The sequence below is a fragment of the Bartonella sp. SL320 genome (assembly GCF_059687635.1).
In genome coordinates this window covers 1141086-1163091 of sequence record NZ_CM185143.1, presented here as the reverse complement: position 1 = coordinate 1163091, position 22006 = coordinate 1141086, and the positions used below count along the sequence as shown (strand labels likewise).

Here is a 22006-nt window from a genome sequence, read left to right as displayed (position 1 = left end):
AAACATTCTTTTTTGTAAAGAAATGCAACAAAATTGAAAAAAAGTGTGTTTTTCTCTTGCACTTCTGTTGTGAAAATTTTAGGAAACATGCATGCAAATGAATTCAAATGGCGGAGCGTAGCGCAGCCTGGTAGCGCACCTGATTTGGGATCAGGGGGTCGTAGGTTCGAATCCTATCGCTCCGACCATATATTTGATGCAGTGTATGAAAATAACCCAGTTGGGTGCGTGTGGTGAGAAAAGATCATTCAAGCGTTGTGTAATCTGAAGGGAAAAGACATGATCGCACGTATTTATAGTCCTGCTAAAACAGCTATGCAGTCCGGTAAGGGAAATGCAGGTTTTTGGATTCTACAGTATGAACCGGTGAAAGCAAAAATGATAGAGCCTCTTATGGGCTATACAGCAACTTCTGATATGAATAATCAAGTAAAAATTCGATTTAATAGGAAGGAAGAAGCAATTGCTTTTGCACGCAAAAATGCTATTCCTTATCGTGTAGAAAAGACACATATGTCGATTCGACGTGCTGTTTCTTATTCTGATAATTTTCGCAGTGATCGGCAGCAACCTTGGACACATTGAATTAAAGATGCTGTTTTAAATTGAGAAAATAATCAGTTGGGTCCCGTAGCTCAGCTGGATAGAGCAACGGCCTTCTAAGCCGTGGGTCACAGGTTCGAATCCTGTCGGGATCACCATATTAAAAAATATCGATAGACTACAAAAGTTTAGGAATTTTTTTCATTTTGATTCTATCAGTATATCTTTCTGTACGCTCCACGCTTTTTTGTTTTTTTATTGATGATATTGCAGTTTTCTGGCTGACCGAAAAGTGCCTTCAGTTGTGATATGCTGACTTTGCGCATTTGTTGCCGTCTATTGCTGTCAATTTTTTTAGCCATTGCTGATTCTTTTAATGTCTGTTGCATTTCATGCTTTAGAATATAGATTGCCAAAACTTTCTTTTACGCGCTTCTTTTCATTTTTTTAATGAATAATATTATTACGTTTTTCAGTATGATCTTTGGTAAAATGAATTCTGATGAGATAAGAGGTATGATGATTTCCATTCAGAAGTGTTTTACAAAACATTCAAGAATCAAAATGCTATCTGTTTATGATGAGCGTTTAGGAACAACATCTCTTAAAGGGATGGGGAGGTTCTTTCTGTAATGAAAACTATGTCTTATAGCGCATTATGACATTAGATTTTGGGTATAAAAAGATGCTGTATATGCTGTCTAAATAAGATATTGTTTTTTTCAATGAGATACACTTATTACCAATCTGATTTAATGTGTTTGTTATTTTTGCTCAGGGTAGGGCTATAAATTTCAGCAATGTTACATATTCTATTTGAGTTGTGAATGAAAATGGATGGTATTTTAGGGGGCAGTTTTTAGATTTTACATTTATATTTTTAAATATTTTTCTTATTTCTTTATAGTTTTTGCTCTATGCAAGAACTATTTTAGTATGGAATAATACTGGTAGTAAAGTACTACGCGGATAAGGTCTGATGTTCTAAACGCATACGATTTAAGGTGATCATTGTTTCAATAGGAATACAAAGAATAGAGTGCCATTATATGGCATAGTTTATGTATTTCTTTTAAAGAGACAGCCCTTAAAGCCTCCAAAAAACCATTGGTGGCGAGAAAGTGGTATACAATATATCTGATTGTTCCTTTATAAAGCGTAAAGATGATGGTATTTTATGAAATTTAGTATTATACTATTCACGAACATCAACGTGAAATGTTGCGATAAACTTTAGCTTTTCAGATCATTATAGTTATTTACTATCTTCCACTACAATTTTTATTCATATACCAATCCTTCTTGTGACGTGCAAGAAAGTGCTTCAACATGGGGAGAGGTTAGAAATGAAAGAATGTTACAATATTCGGATTTCTCATTCAACATATCAAGCAATAAAATATTTTTATAAATCAATATTTTGATCAAAGAAAAATTTGCTTTTATTAATATTTTATGATCCTGTTATTGATAAGCTTAAAATACTGCTCTAAAAACCAAGTGTTTTACGCATTGATAAAACTGTTATTATAACTCTAACGATTTTGAGAGCAGGTGTGCGTCAGTAGAGAAGAAAGAATCATAAAAAGGGAAACAGATTAAAAGACAAACAATGTTTTTTAGAAAAAAGTTGACGTTTGTTGAAAGAATTTTACAGTTTTATAATGAAATTTCCTAATTCGTTGCAACCGAAACTGTTGATGCACTTACAATGCCTTCAGATAATTTATCCCATAAGGTGTTATCAGAGCTTAAAAAATATTAGAAATATCCTTTAGAGCATGTCTTTATCGAGGCATATTGCAAAATCCTATTCCCTCACTTCTTAAAACATAGGTGAAAATTAATAAGTTATTTAAACTAAAACCCGAATGGTGGGCGTGACAGGGATTGAACCTGTGACCCCTACGATGTCAACGTAGTGCTCTCCCGCTGAGCTACACGCCCATTCACCGATGTTGCATACACCATATCGAATGACAAACGTCAATGCTTAATTTCATTTTTTCTTACAATAGATGAAAATAACCTAAAAAAGCATCTTTTTAAGCAGCGATAAGGATCTTTTCAACCTCATTGACGAGTTCCCGTAAGTGAAATGGTTTAGACAGTACTTTTGCATCAGGAGGGGCATCACTATTTGAATTGAGTGCAACCGCTGCAAAACCTGTAATGAACATTACTCGTAAGTCAGGGTCAATCTCAGTCGCGCGCCGTGCAAGTTCGATTCCGTCCATTTCTGGCATCACAATGTCAGTCAGGAGAAGAGAAAATGGTTCTTCTTGTAAACGTTCATATGCGCTAATACCATTATCGAAATCGGCGACTTCGTAGCCTGCACGTTCTAGGGCTTTTACGAGAAAGCGACGCATATCGTTATCATCTTCTGCGAGCAGGATTCGTTTCATGATTATGTTCCAATGGCTCCATTTGTCAGAGTTTTTGCCGCATCAATTATACAATATAGAATATTTATAAAAAAGATGGTAAAATACTCATAATTGAAATGAATGGCAAAATGGTTAATTCTTACATTTTTATTCAGAATACAGCATATTCGTTGTGAGTTAGTTAAATTCGAAATGTATGTGATTTTTTAAAGATAATTCATCGTTGTTTTTTCTTGTAAATTTTTTCATTCTTATCAGAGTTCTATTAAAAAACCTATACAAATCATTACTGTAGGACTATCCATATTGGGAAAGTAGAAGAATATTATGTTAATTTATTGTTTTTAAAAATCTCTACAACAAAATAGAATGTTTATAGTCATTTGTGTTTTATAGAAACGTGTAAACAAAGTTATAAACGAAGTTTATTTTTAGGGTATTTTTCTTAAATGCTAATATACCGATTTATAAAGATAATTCATTTTTTATATGTTTAATTAAGAATCCCAAACATCTTAAGACTCTTTCATTTCGAACCGCTCTATATTGAATCAATCAAAAGCACTTGTTTGCACATCAGGAGCGGGATGAGTGTGTGGATAAAATTTATATAATAAAAATGATTCTCATGAACCGTCTTAAGTGCCAAGGTCTGCCGCAACATTGGGTGCTGAAAAATAGTGTGATGGCGCTGGTTTACTTCTTCACAAGAGTCTCAAGTAGCTAAGAGTGATGTGACAACATTGGTGGAATTTCTAAAATATAATGGTGGATACTAGCCTCTTCCTTTACAAGCGTAAAGATAGTTGCTTCAATGGGGGAACCATTATAGCATTCATAAGCGCCGTCATAAAATAGGATGGAATCGCTGAGAGATGTCTCTTTAAAATAAGCGTATGAAATTGTAATACAATAAATAAAAACTATTATTTATCTCTAAATATAGAATAACTACTTATCAATAAATCAAAAATAGTCCTTTGAAGTTTTGTTTTGAGTAATTTATAGTATTTATTGAGTAATTTTATTATCTTTATTTTTTATTAAATAAGTTATATTTAAATATATAAATAATATATTTGTTTTATTAAGTTATATTACAGACAATAACAATATACTTTAATATATTTTGTTAGAGGATTTTATAAATATTTAAATTATGGCCTGTCTTTAGAGTCTATGAAGTGATTCATATGAATGATTAAAAAAGGAATCCATTATATAAGAAGTATCCATAGATTAACGTTATTCGTATAAATCTTCGTTTTGGATAAGGCTGAGCAGAAGCTAAAGTCTGCTGTTATTTTCAGAGATATTATCAGGGATAAACGCATCAAATGCAACCCAAAACTGTTTTTTATAACCTTCATTATGCATAATTGTATCAAGTTCAGCGCCTGTAATGGTAATACTTTCTGTCAGGCGTGTGTGTTGGCATAATTGCCGTACTTCAATGTTATTAGCAAGATTATTTTGATTGGCGAGAATAAAGAGTGTTGGGATTTGTAAATGTCCGTGACATATATTTTTCTTTACAGAATCAATCGCATCAAATACCGACGCCATCCATCGAGATGTCGGGGGCTTGATGGAAGGGAATAGTCCTTGAGAGGTGTGTTCCAATTGTAGATTTTTGGAGGTATTTTTTTTAAACTTTTTACCATTTTTTGCGGGGATGAAACCAAGACCTATATCAGAAAGAAATTGTGTTAGTTGATGTTGAAAACCATTTGTTTTATTACGGAATGGAGCAAAAAGGGGAGAAACACAGAGCAGTCTATTAAACTGATGATTAATAAAATCTAATCCGCTAAGTGCTATTAGTCCCCCCATACCATAGGTGAGCATAGAGTAAGGTGGTGGACAGTTATGATAAACAACATTTTTAAGAAATTCATATAAGTCATTAATATCATTATTTATATCAAAGTAATAATGTCGGCTTTTTTTCCGTGTTGTGAAGGATGTTTTTTGGGGATTAAACCAGTCAAATATTGCTGTATGAAACCCTCGTTTAGATATTTCATTTATGGTTAATAAATATGTCTCTAAAACATTTGTGTTATTTTCGAGAATAACAATTGTTCCCTTAGACTTTTCCGCTTCAGGATATGTTATCGCAAAACGAATTTCGCGATCCACTGCTATTGTAAGGGTATCATGATGGATATTCGTAGGAGTAGAATCCCAGTCGATGGGATAAAGAGGTGTTTTCAATTGAAATCCTTTAAGTTTATTTGCTGCTGAGTGCAAGGTGAGATAACGAGAGGACTTTGTGATATTTATGTAATGATGAAAAAGGATTAAGAAAGGGGTATATTGTTTTTTAGATCGTTTTTATCAATTTAGGTACAAAAGAAGAGTTGAAATAAGAAAAGACGATTACCAAATAATATAATGTGGTTGCCATGATGGGGCCGCGGGTTCACAGGTAAGTTTGCCATTTGGGAGCTTTGTGAATCAGTTATAAATTATAGTCGCTCTAAAGGAGGGCAGTGTTATGCGTCAAGTAGACTTTTCACCATTTTATCGTTCTACAGTAGGTTTTGATCATCTTTTAAACTGGTTTGATTCAAGAACACAACCAGAGGAAGTTTCCTCTTATCCCCCTTATAATATTGAACGTTTAACTGAAGATTCTTATAGAATTTCTATGGCTGTTGCTGGTTTTTCTCAAGATGAAATTGATATTGAAACGCATTGTAATCAGCTAATTGTTAAGGGAGATAGAAAGCCTGAAAAGAATGATGAAGAACGAGAATTTCTTTATCGCGGTATTGCTTCACGTGCTTTTGAACGGCGTTTTCATTTGGCTGACCATGTGAAAGTTATTGGAGCAGAACTTGGAGATGGGCTTCTTCATATTCAGCTTAGAAGAGAAACGCCTGCTGAATTAAAACCCAAAAAGATAACCGTACAGATGTCTCCACCCGCTACCAAAAATGATAGCAGCGACATTGTTGCGTAAAGCAAGGTTAGAGAATATCAAAACCGAATAATTATAAGTTTTTAAATAATAAAATAACGCGAGGCAAAAATCTCGCGTTTCTTGTCTTCTTATAAAAACGAAGATGATTCTTATAAAAAAAGTTTTTCTCAAATTGATGAAAAAAAATATTACTGCACGATTCTACCTTGAAGAAAAAATCACGGATGTGCAATTGAAATGAAAAATTCTAAATAAGCTTATATTTTATAGCGTTTAAAAAATGGTCGGAGCGGCGGGATTTGAACCCACGACCCCTTGACCCCCAGTCAAGTGCGCTACCAAGCTGCGCTACGCTCCGAGCTCGTGTAACGATTAAATGACTGTTTCTTTAAAGGCAAGAGAAAAAATAAACAGAATAAAATATAAAATGCTCTGAAGACCTATAGCTTTTGAAAGTAAAAAATTTGCATATCAATATGTTGGTATTTATTCAAAATGAGCAATGAATCTGTAAAGCTTTTTGTTATCACTAAATTTTTAGCTCTATAGTTAATAGATCTATGATTTAACTCCTTTTGCAGATTATGAAGGGATAGGATTTATGACTTTGGGGATATGGGGGAAGGAGGAAATAAGTATGGGAGATATATTTTTATCTTATAACTTATTGAAGAATAAATCTTTTTAAAAAGATAGAAGTGAATGTATGGCATTAAAATATTTTTTTTATTTAGAGTTTTTATAGGAAAAGCATTTTGTGTTTTATGTGAACAAAAAATTATAAATTCTCTCTTGTACACTCAAGAATCTCATTTTAGGGGGATGCTTTTTTATACCAATAAAAAGATTAAGATGTTTTAATTTATGTCTTGTTGTTTTTTTTCTAAAGGACCAGATAGAATATGGTAGAGAAAAAACGTTTAAAGTTATTCATTAAGCCAAGAAAAGAGTAAACAATGAGCCGTTTTTCAGTAATAAGTTTAACACAAGCCGCTATAAATCGTGTAAAAGCGATTATGGATGCAAAAGATGCACGAGGTATTCTTGTTGGGGTTAAAAAGGGCGGTTGTGCAGGAATGGAATATACAATTACTCTTGTCAAAGAAGAGAGGATAGAGGCGGATGTTGTTGAAGTAAATGGTGCTCGTGTTTTTATAGCGCGTGATGCGGTATTATTTTTATTAGGTACACAGATGGATTATGAAGTAACAACACTTCGTTCTGGTTTTGTTTTTAAAAATCCTAATCAAGTGTCAGCATGTGGGTGTGGCGAGTCGGTTGAACTTCGTCCTGTTTCCCAAGATCAATATAAAATAAATCAAGCTTCATGAAATTATAGCTTAAGAGAAATTATCATTGTGTAATTTGGGGTGACTTGTTCTTTTTGATAGAAAAAGTCTAAATTTTTTTATCATTCATTTTTAGCTTGCTTCCAAAGTACTTCCATTTCGTACAAGGATGCGTCCGTGAGTGTTTTAGATTGAGCGGATAGCTTTTCTTCAATATAAGCAAAACGTTTTCGAAACTTTATATTTGTTTTCTTTAATGCTTTTTGTGAATCAATTGCTAAGTGGCGTGCAAGATTAAGAAGGACAAAATAAAGATCCCCAAACTCTTCTTCTATCTCTGAATTTTTTCTATTTTTGATGGCTTCTTTGAGTTCTTCGAGTTCCTCTTCTATTTTTGCAAAAATTTTATCACTTGCTTGCCAATCAAACCCCATTTGAGCTGCTTCCTCTTGTAAAGAAAGGGCCTCTTGGTTTGCTGGCTGGATTTGTTTTACTTTTGCAAGAATACTCATACTTGAATTGATATTGTTTTCTTCGCACAATTTTTTGTGTTCAGTCTGTTCTCTCTTTTTTATATATTCCCATTCTTCTTTTATAAACCCCCGTTTTCTTTGCTCAGCATTTCCAAAAACGTGAGGATGGCGGCGAATCATTTTTTCTGTAATTGCATAAACAATATCTTCAAAGGTAAAGCTGCCTTCTTCTTGTGCAATGGTCGCATGATAGACAACCTGAAAAAGAAGGTCTCCAAGTTCTTCACAGAGATCTCTTCGATTTTTTCGTTCAATGGCATCGATGACTTCGTAAACTTCTTCGAGCATATAGGGGATGAGGGATTCAAAATTTTGTTTTTTATGCCATACACAGCCACTATCGGGATTTCGTAAGGCTGTGATAATTGCGGTAAGATCTTTGATATCTTTTGAGGCTAACATTTGTCCTTCCTCTATAAGCAATAGAGCTTATGTTAGATGTCCCAACGTCTGTGTAACCACGTCCATTGTCCAGGATATTCACGAACCCAAGCTTCAACAATATCATTTAATTTTTGCGTAGAAGCAGCGATATCAATATCATTTTTTTTATCACGTGGAAGTTCTACATGTTCATACAGCTCTAAACGATGACGCCCTCCAGGTAGACGAATACAGCGTGCTGGATAAATATTACAGTCATATTGTCGTGCAAGCTTTATAATTAAGGGATTAGTTTTAACGGGTCTATTAAAAAATGTTCCCATAATGCCGCGGCGAAATTTTTGATCAACGAGCATGCCAACATTTTCACCTTCTGCTAATTTACCTGCTAATGCCCACGCTGCACCAGCTTTTGAGGGAACAAGATGTCCCATAGAAGTTTGTCGTGCTTTAAGGACTCGTTTGGCAACATAAGGGTTGTTGGGTGGTCTAAATAAGACCGTAACATTCAGATCAAAACTTTGTGCGCAAATAGGCAGAAGTTCAAAGTTTCCAGTATGCGCTGTGAAAAAAATATGTGGCTTTTTTTCTTCTTTTAATCGTTCAAAAATTTCAACGCCTTTAACTTCAATAAAACCAGGTTGGTCCGCATGGGGATCAAAATCAAAAATTTTATCAAGAAAAATATATTCGGCCAGAAAGCGTCCTATATTTTCCCACATTTCTATTGCAATCGTCTGAAGTTCTTTTTCTGTTTTTTCTGGGTATGCGCTCCTAAGATTTGTAAGTGTTATTTGATGACGATGTACAAGGGGACCGATTTTTTTTGCCAACCAAGAAAAAAAGGAAATTCCCATTTTGGCTGGAAAGAATTTTAGAATAAATAAAGAACAAAAGAGCAGATATGCTCCTAATAAGTAGGATATTTTTTTGGCAATAACTTTAATACGATATAGGAGTTTTTTTAAAGAAAGTTTCATCATGATTTAATCGATTTTAAGAATAATTTTACCAAAAACATTACGGCTTTCCATTCGTTTTAAAGCTGTATCAATTTCATCAAGCTCAACAATTGTATCAATGACAGGATGTACGATTTTTTGTGCCATTTTTTTCATGGCATTTTTCATATTTTCCATACGACAGCCAAATGAACCAAATATCTTAAGCTGTTGTTGGAATAATTGCATGAGATTTAATTGGGCTGAAACACCAGAGGTAGAACCGCACGTCACTAAGCGGGCTCCTTTTTTCATACACAACAGAGAACCGTTCCATGTATCGACACCAACATGCTCAAAAACAACATCAACCCCTTTTTTTTGGGTTAATTTGCGCACGACACCTTCAAAACGATCTTTACGATAATTAATCACATGATCTGCTCCAAGAGCATGTGCTTTTGCAATTTTTTCATCTGAACCTACCGTCGTAATAACGGTACATCCCATATGTTTTGCAAGTTGAATGGCTGCAGAGCCAATACCGGAACCACCAGCTTGTATCAGGATTGTTTCTCCTGCTTGTAGTTTTGCATTATCGAAAAGCATATGTTCTACGGTACCAAAAGTAATGGGAGCAACAGCGGCTTGCAATTCATCACATTGGGGAGGGGCTGGAACCAATAAACGTGCAGGTAAATTGACAAGCTCACAAGCAAATCCATCAAGATGAAAACCGTAGACACCCTTTACATCAGTGCAAAGATTATCCCGTCCTTCATGACAGGCTTGGCAAACTCCGCAGGTTTTTGCACCATAAATTGAGACAATCTGTCCAACTTGGAGATTTTTAACGCCATCTCCTACTTTTACAATCTCACCAGAGGCTTCAGCACCAATGATAAGGGGCATTTTTCTTTTGGCAAAGGCCATGCCTCGCCATCCCCATACATCAATATGATTAAGAGCAACAGCTTTTATCCGCACTGTTACTTCACCTAGTCCAGGTGAAGGGGGCGGGGAAATATTGGTGATTTCAAGCTGGCGTTCATTGAGCAATTGTAGCGCACGCATTATTATTCCCCTTAAATTGATAATTGTTATTGCTTCAGTATGATTAATTTTAGTCAGTATGGAAAAGACTAACCTTTATAAGCTGTGATAACAAGACTCGTATTTTGACCACCGAATCCAAATGAGTTTGACAGAACCGCATTGACATTGGCTTTACGGCTATGATGAGGAACAACGTCTAAAGGGATAGCAGGGTCAGGATTATCGTAATTTATTGTAGGTGGAAGTATTCCTGATTGAATCGTTAAAAGTGAAAAAACAGCTTCTATGGCTCCAGCAGCTGTTAAAGTATGTCCAATCATTGATTTATTAGAAGAAACGGGAATATGTTCTAAAATATCACCGAAGACTGTCGATAGTGCGAGATATTCCATTTTCTCATTTTCAGGTGTTGAGGTTCCATGGGCATTAATATAGTCAATCTCATGGATGGTTATTTGTGCATCATTTAAGGCTTTGCGAACGGAACCAATGGCTGGTGAGGCATCCGGTTTTGAACGTGTACGGTGAAAATCATCGGCGGTTTCGCCACAACCTGCTAAAATTCCTAAAATTGTAGCATTACGGTCTAATGCGCTTTGAAGTGATTCAAGAACAAGAGCGCCTGAGCCTTCTGCCATAACAAATCCATCTCTATCACGACTGAAAGGTTTTGCTGCTTTTTCGGCTGGTTCATTCTGAGTAGAAAGAGCAGATAGCAATGAAAAGCGAATGAGAGATTCTGCTGAAACTGATCCATCTGTCGCAATGGTCAGAGCGCGATCTGTTTCTCCTCGTCGAATAGATTCAACACCTAACTGAATTGCTGTTGCACCAGATGCACAAGCTGTGGAAAGTGTAACGGGAAGTCCTTTTGTGCCAAAGTTTTTTTGCAGTTTTTCAGCAATTGCACCAAATTGTGTGGTTTCAAAAAGCGCCTCATGGCGTTTATGCTGACAGATTTTAAGAAGATGTGCATAAGAAGGTTCATTGTTGAATTCTTCCTCTTGATCAAGACTAAAACGTGCTTTCCATTCAAGTTCAACAGGAGGCGCAGCTAAAAAAAGGGGGCCATTAAAGTGTGTTTTATCAAGTGCGGCTTGTTCTAAAGCTTCTTCAGCAGCAAGATGTGCAAGCTTTTCAGAAAGAGCCGAAGCACCAAGCGTACTTTCTTTGAGAAAATCAATTGTTCCAGCAATATATGTATTTAATCCCTCAACGGGAAAACGCGTTATTTTGTGAATTCCGCTGACACCGCTTGTTAATTTTTGCCAATTTTCATCTTTTCCTTTTCCCAATGATGTAACAATGCCAGCTCCCGTTATAGCGACAAGTGGACGTCCAAAATGATCATGATATTTCACGCTAGAATTCCCCTTCAAACAGCCGTAAGACGTACAATACCTTCAGCTCTTTTTATACCAATCGTTGTAACAAATATTTCATTTATTTCTTTAGAAAAAGGCTTTTCATGAGGACTTAACGCTGGAAAACAGTGTTTTTTTTCAATTGAAAGTGCAGCAAGGGCAAGTGCTAGAGGAAATTGCGCTTCTCGCATATAACCAAATAATGTTGTAATACCACGGTAAGATAGACCAGCATCATCAAGAGCATTTTGTTCTGCTTTTGTAGCTTTATGAGCACCTGAAGCCCCTGAAATGGCTAAGGAATCTTCAGCGCCCACCGTTTTCAACATTGTCGCAATTGACTCCTTTAGTGGCGTTTTTGTTCTATCTACTTGGTCTGTAATAATTTGGCTAATTTCAGCATATGCACGTGCGTTACGTTTTTTTGCATGTTTTCCACTTTCAAGAACAAGAAAGACACCACCAGAACCGGGTATAATACCACCACCAGGGTGAATTTCACGATCCCACACTGGACTCCATCCATTATGAGTTAAAAGCTCCCCAAGCTCATGCGCCAATAACATATCATAACTTTGTGCGTTATAGGAACTTCCTACAAGAGCATGAGTACTTTGTCCTGATTGAATACGGGCTACAGCAATTTGAAGTGCAGAAAGTCCACTGCCTTCTTCTCCCATAAAGGTGCGCGATGATCCTGTGACTTTATGAACAATTGAAATATTTCCTGCCAAAAGATTTGAAAGTTGTGCCAAAAATAATGTTGGACGAAGCTCGGTTGAAAGTGCGACATTCAACATAGAAGCATGGTCGGTGACTGTGCGTGCTTTGGCAAGAATCTGTGTATCAACAGTAATATCACGTTCTCCTCCACTTGCTGCTACGATCATATCCATCGTTGACGTGAACTGTTCGTTATTTTTCATGCCAGCATCATCAAGAGCAAGACCAGCCGCATAGGTACCAAGACGTTGCCATGTCCCCATTTGCCGTTGATCACTCTTTTTAGGAATTTGTAAACTCCAATCAATGTCTGGCAATTGATGAACTGTGTAGGGTGAAAAAGTCGTACAATCTAGGTTTGGTTTACAGTTTGGATCATTTAAGAGTTTCCAATGTTGATCCGTTCCTTCTCCCAGAGAGCTTATGAGGCCTATACCCGTGATGAATACAGATTGATCATGCATGGTAAAAAAATTACTCCGCCTGTTTTAAGGCAACGAGAGCATCAATTTTTGCACAAAGATTTTTAAGAACAAAATATTCTTCTGTTGCAACGGTCCCTTCATTGACTTCTTGTGTCCATTGTTCTAGGGGAACTTTTATTCCGAAAGCTTTATCAATAGCAAAAACAATATCAAGAAAATCAAGACTATCGATTCCTAGATCATCAATTGTATGACTTTCAGGGGTGATTGTATTGCGATCAATTTCACTGATTTCCGCAATAATATCGGCGACTTTATCAAATGTGGAAGGCAATGTATGGATTCCTTATTATAGAGTTAGTCAATTAAAAATACATGTAATACTATTCTTCTAGCCTTTTTTCTCTTTAAAAAAAAGCCTTAATAGAGAATATAGTTGTCTTTTCTAGAGAGAAAAAAGCTTCATCGTACGTGAAATACTATACCTCAATATTTAAAAAACTTTGAAGTTTTATTGTACATTTATTTTACGAGTTTATTTTTTCTATTTGCTGCAAGAACGGCAAGGGCTGTCATATTAACAATGCCTCGTGAAGTTACTGAAGGTGTTAAAATATGTGCGGGACGTGCAGCCCCGATTAAGATAGGACCAACATGGAGTGCATTTGTGAGACTTTTTACGGTGTTGAGCGTGATGTTGGCTGAATCAAGGGTTGGAAAGATAAGCAAATTTGCTTCACTTTTAAGACGAGAATCAGGAAAAACACGATCTCGAAAAACTTTGGAAAGGGCAGCATCGCCATGCATTTCACCATCAGCTTCTAAATGAGGATGTAATTTGGCAAGAATTTCTGTAGCACGGCGCATTTTACGCGCACTTTCTGTGTTTTTAGAACCAAAGTTTGAGTGTGATAATAAGGCGGCTTTGGGTATTATTCCAAATGCTTCAACTTCTTGAGCTGCCAATACAGTCATTTCAGCGATTTCTTCTGCAGAAGGATTTTCGTTGACATAAGTATCAGTGAGAAAAAGAGTACGCTGTTGAGAGATTAGCAAACTCATAGCAGAAAAACGATGAACATGAGGATCAAGTCCGATAATTTGTTCAATCAATTCGAGTTGACGTTCAAAACGTCCTTCCAAGCCGCAAATCATTGCATCTGCTTCTTCACGCATGACGGCAAGGGCAGCAATAGCCGTTGTTGATGTCCGCACAACTGTTTTTGCCATTTCAGGCGTCACACCACGTCTTCCTGTATAATGAAAAAATAAATTAACATAATCATGAAAACGTGGATCATCTTCAGGGTTTGTTAATTCAAAATCTATATGAGGGCGAATTCTTAAACCAAAACGTTTTAATCTTGCTTCTATGACGTGTGGACGGCCGATAAGAAGGGGTGTTGCTGTTTGTTCTTCAATAACAACTTGCGCTGCACGAAGAACGCGTTCATCTTCACCATTTGCATAGATGACGCGTTTACGTTTTGCTGTTTTTGCTGCAGCAAAAACAGGTTTCATTGTTAAGCCAGAAAGGAAGACAAAGCGATTGAGGATATCATGGTAGGCTTCCATATCTTCAATGGGACGAAGTGCGACACCCGTTGCCATCGCTGCTTTAGCAACAGCGGGAGCAATACGCAGTATTAAACGCGGATCAAAAGGAGAGGGGATCAGATAATCTGGTCCAAAAATAGGTGGTTCTTTTGAGTATGCACGTGCGACAACATCTGAAGTTTCTTCACGAGCAAGGGCCGCAATCGCATGAACAGCAGCCATTTTCATTTCTTCATTAATGGCAGTTGCACCTACGTCCAATGCACCACGAAAGATATAGGGAAAACAAAGGACATTATTAACTTGATTAGGATAATCAGAGCGCCCTGTGCAGATCATTGCATCAGGTCTTATAGAATAGGCTTCTTCGGGCATAATTTCTGGTACTGGATTAGCCAGTGCTAAAATGAGTGGATTTGCAGCCATTCTTTTAAGATATTCAGGCTTTAAAACACCACCCGCCGAGAGGCCTAGAAAAATATCCGCATCATCAATAATATCGGATAAAGTTCGTGCGTCAGTTTTTTGTGCGTAATTGACTTTCCAACGATCCATAAGGGTTTGGCGGCCTTCATAAACAACGCCCTCTAAGTCACTCAGCCAAATATTTTCAACTTTTGCTCCAAGACGGACCAAAAGATTAAGACAAGCAAGGGCTGCAGCTCCAGCACCGGAGGTAACTATTTTTGCATTTTCAATCTTTTTTCCGGAAAGATTTAAGGCATTTAATACAGCCGCAGAAACAATAATAGCCGTTCCATGTTGGTCATCATGAAAAACTGGAATATTCATCTTGGCACGCAGTTTTTCTTCGACTTCAAAACATTCAGGAGCCTTGATATCTTCAAGATTAATACCACCAAATGTGGGCTCTAAGGTCGATACTGTTTGTACCATTTGTTCTATATCGGATGCATCAATTTCAATATCAAAAACATCAATATTGGCAAATTTTTTGAATAAAACGGCTTTGCCTTCCATAACAGGCTTTGAAGCAAGTGGGCCAATGTTTCCTAACCCCAAAACAGCCGTTCCATTTGATATAACAGCGACTAAATTAGAACGAGACGTATATTGAGCAGCAAGATTAGGATTTTCATGAATTGCAAGACATGGTGCTGCAACACCTGGAGAATAAGCAAGAGCTAAATCACGTTGATTATCAAGAGGTTTTGTTGCTTGTATTTCTAATTTTCCAGGTTTGGGGTATTGGTGATAAAAAAGGGCGGCACTATCAAGTTCAGCTTTTGGTGAACTGAAATTACTCTTTTGTTCTCTAGACATGTTTATGATATCCAAGTTAGTGTATGTTTATACGAGTGTTCCATTTACGATAAGGTTTTATCCACTAATAGCTTCTCATTTCTCTGAATATCAAAATGCATGAGCAAATTCTTCTGGATCATAAAACCAGTTTTATGTTTCTCTTCGTTTGTGCGCATGAATCATTTCATAGGTAGTAGCACATCTATTTTTCTTATCCTTAATAAAACGCATCAAAATTGATGAGTCTATAAACAAACAAAATATTTTACTAATGATTACATTACCAAGCCATTATTTTTTTTGCAATGGTTACAAAACAAGGAAAGAACAGAAGCGTGTTTCCTATTGCTTTTATCAGATTTTTATAAAATATGTCTTTTACTTAAAGTTTTTAAACTTAGCTAGAAGAATCTTTCAATAATACTTTGAAAGTTGAAGTTATGTTATTTATTGTCTAATGAACTTTTTAATCGTTCAGAGCTGTTTTTTTATATACTAACAAGTATAATTTTAATAAATAAAGACGTTGCTGTAATAGCTGTCATTATACATTTTATACCTGAACTCTTCTATTCCATATGATGCCCTATTTTATAACTGATAATAAAACATCTCATATGTTGAATAGGAAATTTTAATCCAATAAGATTCATTCAATTCCAATTTTCTTACGATAAGAAAAAATATTTCCTTATATAGTTCAAGTAAGAGTATGCTTGAGATAAAAAAGTTAAGTAAAAAAGTTAAGAAAGAGATATTTTTTATGAGCTGCTTTAATCAAAAGCACGAAAAATTGTGAGAGTTAGCAAATAAAATAATATTACCGATTGTGTGCCTTTATAAAACTGTAAAAATAAAAAGGATAAAAAAGTAGGAAATATTATTTATCGTTTTTAGAGTGATAGGCTTTTTAAAAAGTTATTATGCTTTCTTTAGGGTTATTGCTTAGGCTATCAAAAACACATAGCGACTATTTCAGCCTTTGAGGCACAAAGCCCCAGGTGAAAGCAAATAACTCTATGATGGGCAATAAAGACAACTAAAGAGAAAAAGTGAAAAAATATTTTCTCCACTCTTCTTAAGAATAGCTTTTTTCATTTCTTTTGCTGTCTATTGGATTCGTCCACTGGCATGAGCAAGCATGGTATAAACTTTTCCTGTATCTGAGATCAGGTATTTGCGGACTGAACTGGATGAACCAGAACTGCGCGATATATCACGTAAGAGTTTTTCAAAATCCGCAACATACTGATTTACTGAACGTTTAAATTCAAAATCACTCATATATTTTTTCTGAATCATTTCAAATATTGTTTTTCCATTCAAGGTATAAAGGTGTTCTGTTACGATGTTTTTTTGTCCACGTTGATAATGATCCCATAACTCAACAATAGCATTGTGATTAATAGCTTGCACGATACCCGATGCTAACGCGTTAAGAGAACTGCTTGCAGGACGTGGTTTTGTTTGTACAGATGTTAAAACGGCCTCATTTGGGGTTTCATCATACAATGTTTCTTCACGTGATGCTCTTTCTAAGAGATTTGACACCCATTTATTGGATCTTTTTTTGCTTTGATCTTGTTGCAAAATAGGTTTAGGGGGGATGATCTTTTTAATGGACTCAGAAGAATTTTCACTTCTTTTATTAAGCATTGATGGTGTAGGAAATGCCGATACTAACTGTTCTCTTGCATCCTTTTGATCATTTTGTATAACACCGACGAGATCTTTTAATGCGGTAATTTGTTCATTCAAAGCCGTGCGAATTGTTTGTGTTGTTTCTTTTGTTTTTTCTGGAAGCTTTTTAGCATTTTCATGAATATCATTATTAATCTTTGAAAGCTCTAAACGAACTTCATCTGCGGAGCGACGTATATCTTCGGCTGCTCCTGAAAAACGCGTTGACGCTTCACTAATAAGCCTATTAAGGGACTGTTGGAATGAATCTGTGGCGTTGCGCGTATTCTTATCAGAGCGTTCAAGGGCTAAGTTGAAGATTTTTTCATAATGCTCAATCATTTGATTAATTTCATGAGACTTTGAAACAAGAGCATCACTTAATACAGAAAGCGTATTATGTTTTTCTTCAAGTGTTGCACTTAGTGAATTTTCAGACTGTTCAAGAACGTGAATAGTTTGGGAAAGAGTTTTTGCATGTTCACCAAAACTGTTCGTTATATGATTAATTTGCTCAAAAGTGTTGTTTGAGAGCCCTTGCAAAATTTCAACATTGTTATTGAGTGCTTGATTTGAGGCTGATAAACGCTCTGCTACTTGGTTTGTATTGCGGAAAAAATTGTTCGTCGTTTCATTAAACTGACCATCAATATTTTGAACGGCTGATAATAAAACATTACCATTTTCGTGGAAGTTATAAATTGATTGATTCAACTGCGTTAAGAGGGATGAGACATTATTAACAAGCTCTTCCTTCATAGAAGTTACGGTTTGAAGTGTTTCAGAATTTGCTTTGTTCAAGCTATTCACTAAAGATTCATTATGGGCATAAATTCTTTGTTCAGCATCTTGTGTGGAGAGAGAGAGTTGCTCACCGATATGCTGCGTTAAAGAATCTATTGATTCTGTTGTACTCTGCGCTGCTTGATTTAAGTGATTTGTTAGCTCTGTTATTTTTCCAACATGTTCTGAAATTTGTGTTGCTGTCTGATTTCCTGCGTCTTCCAGACGGTTTGTTACATCAGAAAGCTGATATCCTAAATTATTTTTAAGATTTTGCATAGAGTGATGAAGAACGTCACAACGCTCATTAAGGACTTGCTCTATTGCTGTTGTTGATGTGTGAATTGTTTCATTCAATAATGCTTGTGCATTATGACTGGCTGTTGCAAAGGCTTCGACCGTATGTGCTGTTTGTTCAGACAAAACAGACAGAACTTTTTCACTGGTATCATAAACTGTTTTCTTAACGTTTGATACAATACGATTACCTGACTCTGAGAGAATATTTTCTGCTTGTGTCGTAACATTCGTAACAGATGAAAGAATTTGTTCACTTGTAGAAGACAGAATATCAGAGGCTTTTATAATCTTATTATGCAGGCTATCTGTGACTATGTTAACAGAATCTTCTAAGCTAATACGCATATTATCAACACTGCTTTCCAGGGCTTGTTGAATGAGTTGATTGTGTTCATTATTAAGCATGAGAGACGTTTTTAATGTGTCAGAACGTTCCTCAATAACAGATGTTTGCATATCAATGGCTTCACAGACTTGGCTAAATTTTTCCGATAACTTTTCCTCTAGTGTTGTCGTCCGTTCAAAAATTCTGTGTGCACGATCTTCCAAATTTGTATCGAATGATTCCATACGTGTTTCAAGGGTTTCAAAGAAAACACCACTCGACTGAGAAAGAGTATTTTTTAAAACTTCAGCGTGGCTCTCAAGATTTTTGATATGATCTTGAACCGTTTCAGTAATGTTTTTATTATTGGCAGCAATGGCACTTTCAACTAAATCTATTTGTTGTTTCAATGCAACATCAACGCGGATATCACTTTTTGCGATAAGGTTATGGATTGTTTCCATACGTTGCTCGAGTGTGCGTGCTTGATCGGCAAGAACCTCATTGAGAGAAAAACTATTAATTGCTAAAGAATCACGCAGAGCATCAGCACGGATATCAATATTTCTCGCTTGTGCTTCTAAAGCATCTTGCGTTGTATTACAGCTTTGTACAATGACTTCTTGTAGTTTATCCGTGCATTGAATAATATTTGCAATATGATTTTCAGCTTGTTTATCAACGACTTGAACATTATCAGTCAAAACTTTTTCAATATGAGAAGTATTTTGTGCCAAGACATCAATCTGATTTCTTAATGCATCAGCGATTTTATTCTTCTCATTATCGAGCATGTCTGCCATGAGGGCTCGTTGATCAGAAAGTTGCACTTTAAAATCTTGCGAACGTTCTTGTATGATATCAACAATAGCATTGTCGACATGTTGAATTTCTTCTCTTAAGTTTTCTTTACTTTTATCAATTGCAGAAAGAATAGCTTCACGTCCACTCGTAAACGCATGGGTAATGTCAGCTGTTTTTTCTTGGAGGTTCTCATTTATTTTCAAGACATGAGCTTCCAAGAAGTTACCAAGTTTCTCAGCATTATCCTCTAAAGCCTGACTACGTTCTATGAAGGAATCAATGATAGAGTTACTGTGTTCTTTAAGAGAAAGATCAACAGTTGCTAAACGTTGCTCAAAAGCTCCAATCGCTTGCGAGGTTACGTTATCAAATTTAGAAGAGAGTTTATTTGCTTGATCGTCAAGCTTTAAGATCTTCTCATCAAAATTTTGTAGAGATTGATTATTGCGATCAATAAGAGCTTTATCCAGGGCTTTAAACTTTTCATCGACAGCGTGCAACGTTTGATCGGTTACTGTTTGTATATGTGTTGCAATCTTAGCAGCATGAACTTCCGCTTTTTCTGCTGTTTCATTAAAGGTTCTTTCTATTTGTTTTTCATTATGATCAAATCGTTTTGCAAAACCATCAAAATTTTTTCCTAATTCATGAAAAAAATCTATGTTTTTCTGCTGAATTTGTGTTGTTGTTTCGTTAAACTTTTCAATAAGCTGATTTGTTACGCCACCACCGGTATAGGAAAGTTTTTCAACAAGATCTTCGCCTTGTTTTTGCAATGTTTGCGAAAGAGTTGCGCAAGCTTTTCAACATTGGTTACAATCTTAGAAGTAACCAAGCCAAATTCATCGCTCAGTTGCTCTTGGGTTCCTTTAATTGTTGATTGTACGCGATCGGCGTGATTCAAAATGGCTATGCGTTCATTACTCAATTCTTTGATGAGTGTATGAATACGTGATTCATTTTCAGCATAGGCTTGTTCTAAGTTATGAACTTCACCTTGTATGATTGCTTCAAGTTCAACAGCACGTCCGAGGGTACGCTCAATGCCTTCGTTCATCGCTGCTACTTCTTCACGAATGGTTTGCCCTATAGCAATAGCTTGTTTTTCAGATAGATGTTGCGGTTCACTAAGACGTTGTGCAGCATTTGTCATAAGAAGAGCAATATTATGCAATTCGTTTGAACGTTTTGTTAATTGAGCAACGCCCCAAGATATAAAGATAGGAATTGCTGTTCCGGCTGCTACAGCGAGTCCTGTTGGGGATGTCACAAAAGTGCTAATATTGGATAAAGAGCTGAATGCGGTAGGGGCAAGCTTATGGGCAATAAAAGCTCCTCCTGTTGCCCATAAAGCACTAAGTGCTGTTGTATACCAGTAGATCCGAGAAGAAGAACGCTGTTTTAAGGGACCAAAATTGACAGGGGTTGTTATATCATCATTTGCAGGAAGAAGTTTTGTCGATAACAACGTATTGTGAACGGTTCCTCCTGAAATATCAGGTGAAGGTTTTGGAGCAAAAAGCTGTTCAACAACGGACTTATCAATAACAGCATCATCATGAATATTAGAGACAAAAGTTGAAGAACCATTTTCAGCAAAAAATTCTTCTTCTGCCATTGCAATTTTTTGAATCAAATCATCCACGTTAACAATATTTTCAGAGTTATTGGATGATATCGTTTCAAATCCCGTGTCATCGAAATCAAAGTTCATCGCTTTTGTGAGGGCTTCTTCAACTTCAACTTCAAATGTTTGCAATTTGGTTCTGCGTGCCATACTCGCCTCGTACTCTTACAGACGGAAAAAAGGGATACGTCCTTTTCCATATAAATTCTGCATACTAGCTGTTAATTATTTAGAAAGGAATATGCTGAGGAAAAAAAATTGAAAACTTATCAAAATAAAGTTAACGCCGTATCTTAACCTCTGTTGAAAGGATTATAAAATACAATAAAAACAATCCATTATTTTATGCTAACAAAAACAAAAATACTGTTTACAACTTGTTCTTATCAAAAACTTTATCAACTTATTATCTTTAAAGATAAAGACAATTTAATGGCAGTTATATTAATCTTAAAAAACAGTGCGGTGCGAATGCTTATCTTAAATATTGATAATCGATAATAAATAATGTTGTTGTCCGCTTACTTTTATTGATTCTAAATGAAGGGGATTCATTATCCCGTATATATTTTGGGATGTATAAAAGTCTGTCTTTTTAATTGTAAGCTCATCAAAAAGTAAACGTGGAAAAAATTTGAATTTAATGCTAGATTTTCGTAAGCTGTACTCTATTATTGCCTTGAGGATCCTTTTTTTCTCTAATTTCAGTTGTTTGTTGCTAAAATTTGAAGCTTCTACGTTGACAATTGGATATTTTTCAGTCGATATGCATGCACGAATATTTTATGCAATCGAGATGAAGGTGTAATAATAATGGCAGAGCGATCACAACACCTGCAAGATGTATTTTTAAATACGGTGCGTAAGCAAAAAATCTCCCTTACAATTTTTCTTGTTAATGGCGTTAAACTCACAGGTATTGTAACTTCATTTGATAATTTTTGTGTTCTTTTGCGTCGTGATGGACACGCGCAATTGGTTTATAAACATGCTATTTCTACGATTATGCCTGGACAGCCTGTACAGATGTTTGAAGGAGAAAATCCTGAATAACCACATCATTTTACGATAAACCTCTTATCCCCTT

General features: G+C 35.8%; 13 protein-coding genes, 4 tRNA genes and 1 pseudogene. 6 read left to right on the top strand and 12 right to left on the bottom strand.

What is annotated here, in order from left to right:
• Positions 1-111 precede the first annotated feature (111 nt).
• From AC6ER8_RS04845 to AC6ER8_RS04835, 3 genes are all read left to right on the top strand, one after another.
• Positions 112-188: transfer RNA gene (locus AC6ER8_RS04845), tRNA-Pro, on the top strand.
• A gap of 91 nt (positions 189-279) precedes the next feature.
• Positions 280-585 (top strand): ETC complex I subunit, encoded by a 306-nt coding sequence (locus AC6ER8_RS04840; protein WP_497077637.1) that lies wholly within the window; start codon positions 280-282, stop codon positions 583-585.
• Positions 586-624: 39 nt separating this feature from the next.
• A tRNA-Arg gene (locus AC6ER8_RS04835) sits at positions 625-701 on the top strand.
• A 1714-nt stretch (positions 702-2415) separates the two neighbouring features.
• Here the strand turns inward: AC6ER8_RS04835 and AC6ER8_RS04830 are convergent.
• The 3 genes from AC6ER8_RS04830 to AC6ER8_RS04820 form a co-directional block, all read right to left on the bottom strand.
• Positions 2416-2490, bottom strand: a tRNA-Val gene (locus AC6ER8_RS04830).
• A gap of 98 nt (positions 2491-2588) precedes the next feature.
• On the bottom strand, positions 2589-2951 hold the full coding sequence (gene cpdR, locus AC6ER8_RS04825; protein ID WP_005773448.1) for a cell cycle two-component system response regulator CpdR: 363 nt from the start codon (positions 2949-2951) through the stop codon (positions 2589-2591).
• Between the two features lie 1269 nt (positions 2952-4220).
• Positions 4221-5150, bottom strand: a complete 930-nt coding sequence (locus AC6ER8_RS04820) for a serine aminopeptidase domain-containing protein (RefSeq protein ID WP_497077636.1) — start codon at positions 5148-5150, stop codon at positions 4221-4223.
• Between the two features lie 283 nt (positions 5151-5433).
• Between AC6ER8_RS04820 and AC6ER8_RS04815 the strand changes: the two genes are divergently transcribed.
• The gene (locus tag AC6ER8_RS04815; RefSeq protein ID WP_497077635.1) at positions 5434-5901 is read left to right on the top strand and encodes an Hsp20 family protein; all 468 of its coding nucleotides are present in this window, start codon (positions 5434-5436) and stop codon (positions 5899-5901) included.
• Positions 5902-6143: 242 nt separating this feature from the next.
• On the opposite strand, the gene AC6ER8_RS04810 is transcribed toward AC6ER8_RS04815, so the two are convergent.
• Positions 6144-6220, bottom strand: a tRNA-Pro gene (locus AC6ER8_RS04810).
• 598 nt (positions 6221-6818) lie between these two features.
• Between AC6ER8_RS04810 and AC6ER8_RS04805 the strand changes: the two genes are divergently transcribed.
• Complete coding sequence (locus AC6ER8_RS04805; RefSeq protein WP_497077634.1) at positions 6819-7193, top strand: iron-sulfur cluster assembly accessory protein; 375 nt, start codon at positions 6819-6821, stop codon at positions 7191-7193.
• Positions 7194-7273: 80 nt separating this feature from the next.
• Here the strand turns inward: AC6ER8_RS04805 and mazG are convergent, their stop codons facing one another.
• The 8 genes and pseudogenes from mazG to AC6ER8_RS04765 form a co-directional block, all read right to left on the bottom strand.
• On the bottom strand, positions 7274-8086 hold the full coding sequence (gene mazG / locus AC6ER8_RS04800) for a nucleoside triphosphate pyrophosphohydrolase (RefSeq protein ID WP_497077633.1): 813 nt from the start codon (positions 8084-8086) through the stop codon (positions 7274-7276).
• A gap of 32 nt (positions 8087-8118) precedes the next feature.
• Positions 8119-9048: a lipid A biosynthesis lauroyl acyltransferase gene (locus tag AC6ER8_RS04795; protein ID WP_497079608.1), complete on the bottom strand. Its 930-nt coding sequence runs from the start codon at positions 9046-9048 to the stop codon at positions 8119-8121.
• Positions 9049-9054: 6 nt separating this feature from the next.
• The gene (locus AC6ER8_RS04790) at positions 9055-10083 is read right to left on the bottom strand and encodes a zinc-binding dehydrogenase (protein ID WP_497077632.1); all 1029 of its coding nucleotides are present in this window, start codon (positions 10081-10083) and stop codon (positions 9055-9057) included.
• Between the two features lie 68 nt (positions 10084-10151).
• On the bottom strand, positions 10152-11426 hold the full coding sequence (locus AC6ER8_RS04785) for a beta-ketoacyl-ACP synthase (protein WP_497077631.1): 1275 nt from the start codon (positions 11424-11426) through the stop codon (positions 10152-10154).
• A 14-nt stretch (positions 11427-11440) separates the two neighbouring features.
• Positions 11441-12616, bottom strand: coding sequence for a beta-ketoacyl-ACP synthase (locus AC6ER8_RS04780; protein ID WP_497077630.1), 1176 nt, complete (start codon positions 12614-12616; stop codon positions 11441-11443).
• 10 nt (positions 12617-12626) lie between these two features.
• On the bottom strand, positions 12627-12911 hold the full coding sequence (locus AC6ER8_RS04775) for an acyl carrier protein (protein WP_497077629.1): 285 nt from the start codon (positions 12909-12911) through the stop codon (positions 12627-12629).
• 188 nt (positions 12912-13099) lie between these two features.
• Entirely contained in the window at positions 13100-15418 is a 2319-nt protein-coding gene (locus tag AC6ER8_RS04770) for an NADP-dependent malic enzyme (RefSeq protein ID WP_497077628.1), read from the bottom strand.
• A 1092-nt stretch (positions 15419-16510) separates the two neighbouring features.
• Positions 16511-21069 (bottom strand): annotated as a pseudogene (locus AC6ER8_RS04765) (coiled-coil domain-containing protein).
• A gap of 663 nt (positions 21070-21732) precedes the next feature.
• Between AC6ER8_RS04765 and hfq the strand changes: the two are divergent.
• Positions 21733-21972, top strand: a complete 240-nt coding sequence (gene hfq / locus AC6ER8_RS04760) for an RNA chaperone Hfq (protein ID WP_497077627.1) — start codon at positions 21733-21735, stop codon at positions 21970-21972.
• Positions 21973-22006 lie beyond the last annotated feature (34 nt).

Excerpts from the sequence above, each read along its gene's own strand:
- AC6ER8_RS04805 (WP_497077634.1), top strand. The coding sequence starts at position 6,819 with ATGAGCCGTTTTTCAGTAATAAGTTTAACACAAGCCGCTATAAATCGT.
- cpdR (WP_005773448.1), bottom strand. The coding sequence starts at position 2,951 with ATGAAACGAATCCTGCTCGCAGAAGATGATAACGATATGCGTCGCTTT.
- AC6ER8_RS04770 (WP_497077628.1), bottom strand. The coding sequence starts at position 15,418 with ATGTCTAGAGAACAAAAGAGTAATTTCAGTTCACCAAAAGCTGAACTT.
- hfq (WP_497077627.1), top strand. The coding sequence starts at position 21,733 with ATGGCAGAGCGATCACAACACCTGCAAGATGTATTTTTAAATACGGTG.
- AC6ER8_RS04815 (WP_497077635.1), top strand. The coding sequence starts at position 5,434 with ATGCGTCAAGTAGACTTTTCACCATTTTATCGTTCTACAGTAGGTTTT.
- AC6ER8_RS04790 (WP_497077632.1), bottom strand. The coding sequence starts at position 10,083 with ATGCGTGCGCTACAATTGCTCAATGAACGCCAGCTTGAAATCACCAAT.
- AC6ER8_RS04840 (WP_497077637.1), top strand. The coding sequence starts at position 280 with ATGATCGCACGTATTTATAGTCCTGCTAAAACAGCTATGCAGTCCGGT.
- mazG (WP_497077633.1), bottom strand. The coding sequence starts at position 8,086 with ATGTTAGCCTCAAAAGATATCAAAGATCTTACCGCAATTATCACAGCC.
- AC6ER8_RS04780 (WP_497077630.1), bottom strand. The coding sequence starts at position 12,616 with ATGCATGATCAATCTGTATTCATCACGGGTATAGGCCTCATAAGCTCT.
- AC6ER8_RS04795 (WP_497079608.1), bottom strand. The coding sequence starts at position 9,048 with ATGAAACTTTCTTTAAAAAAACTCCTATATCGTATTAAAGTTATTGCC.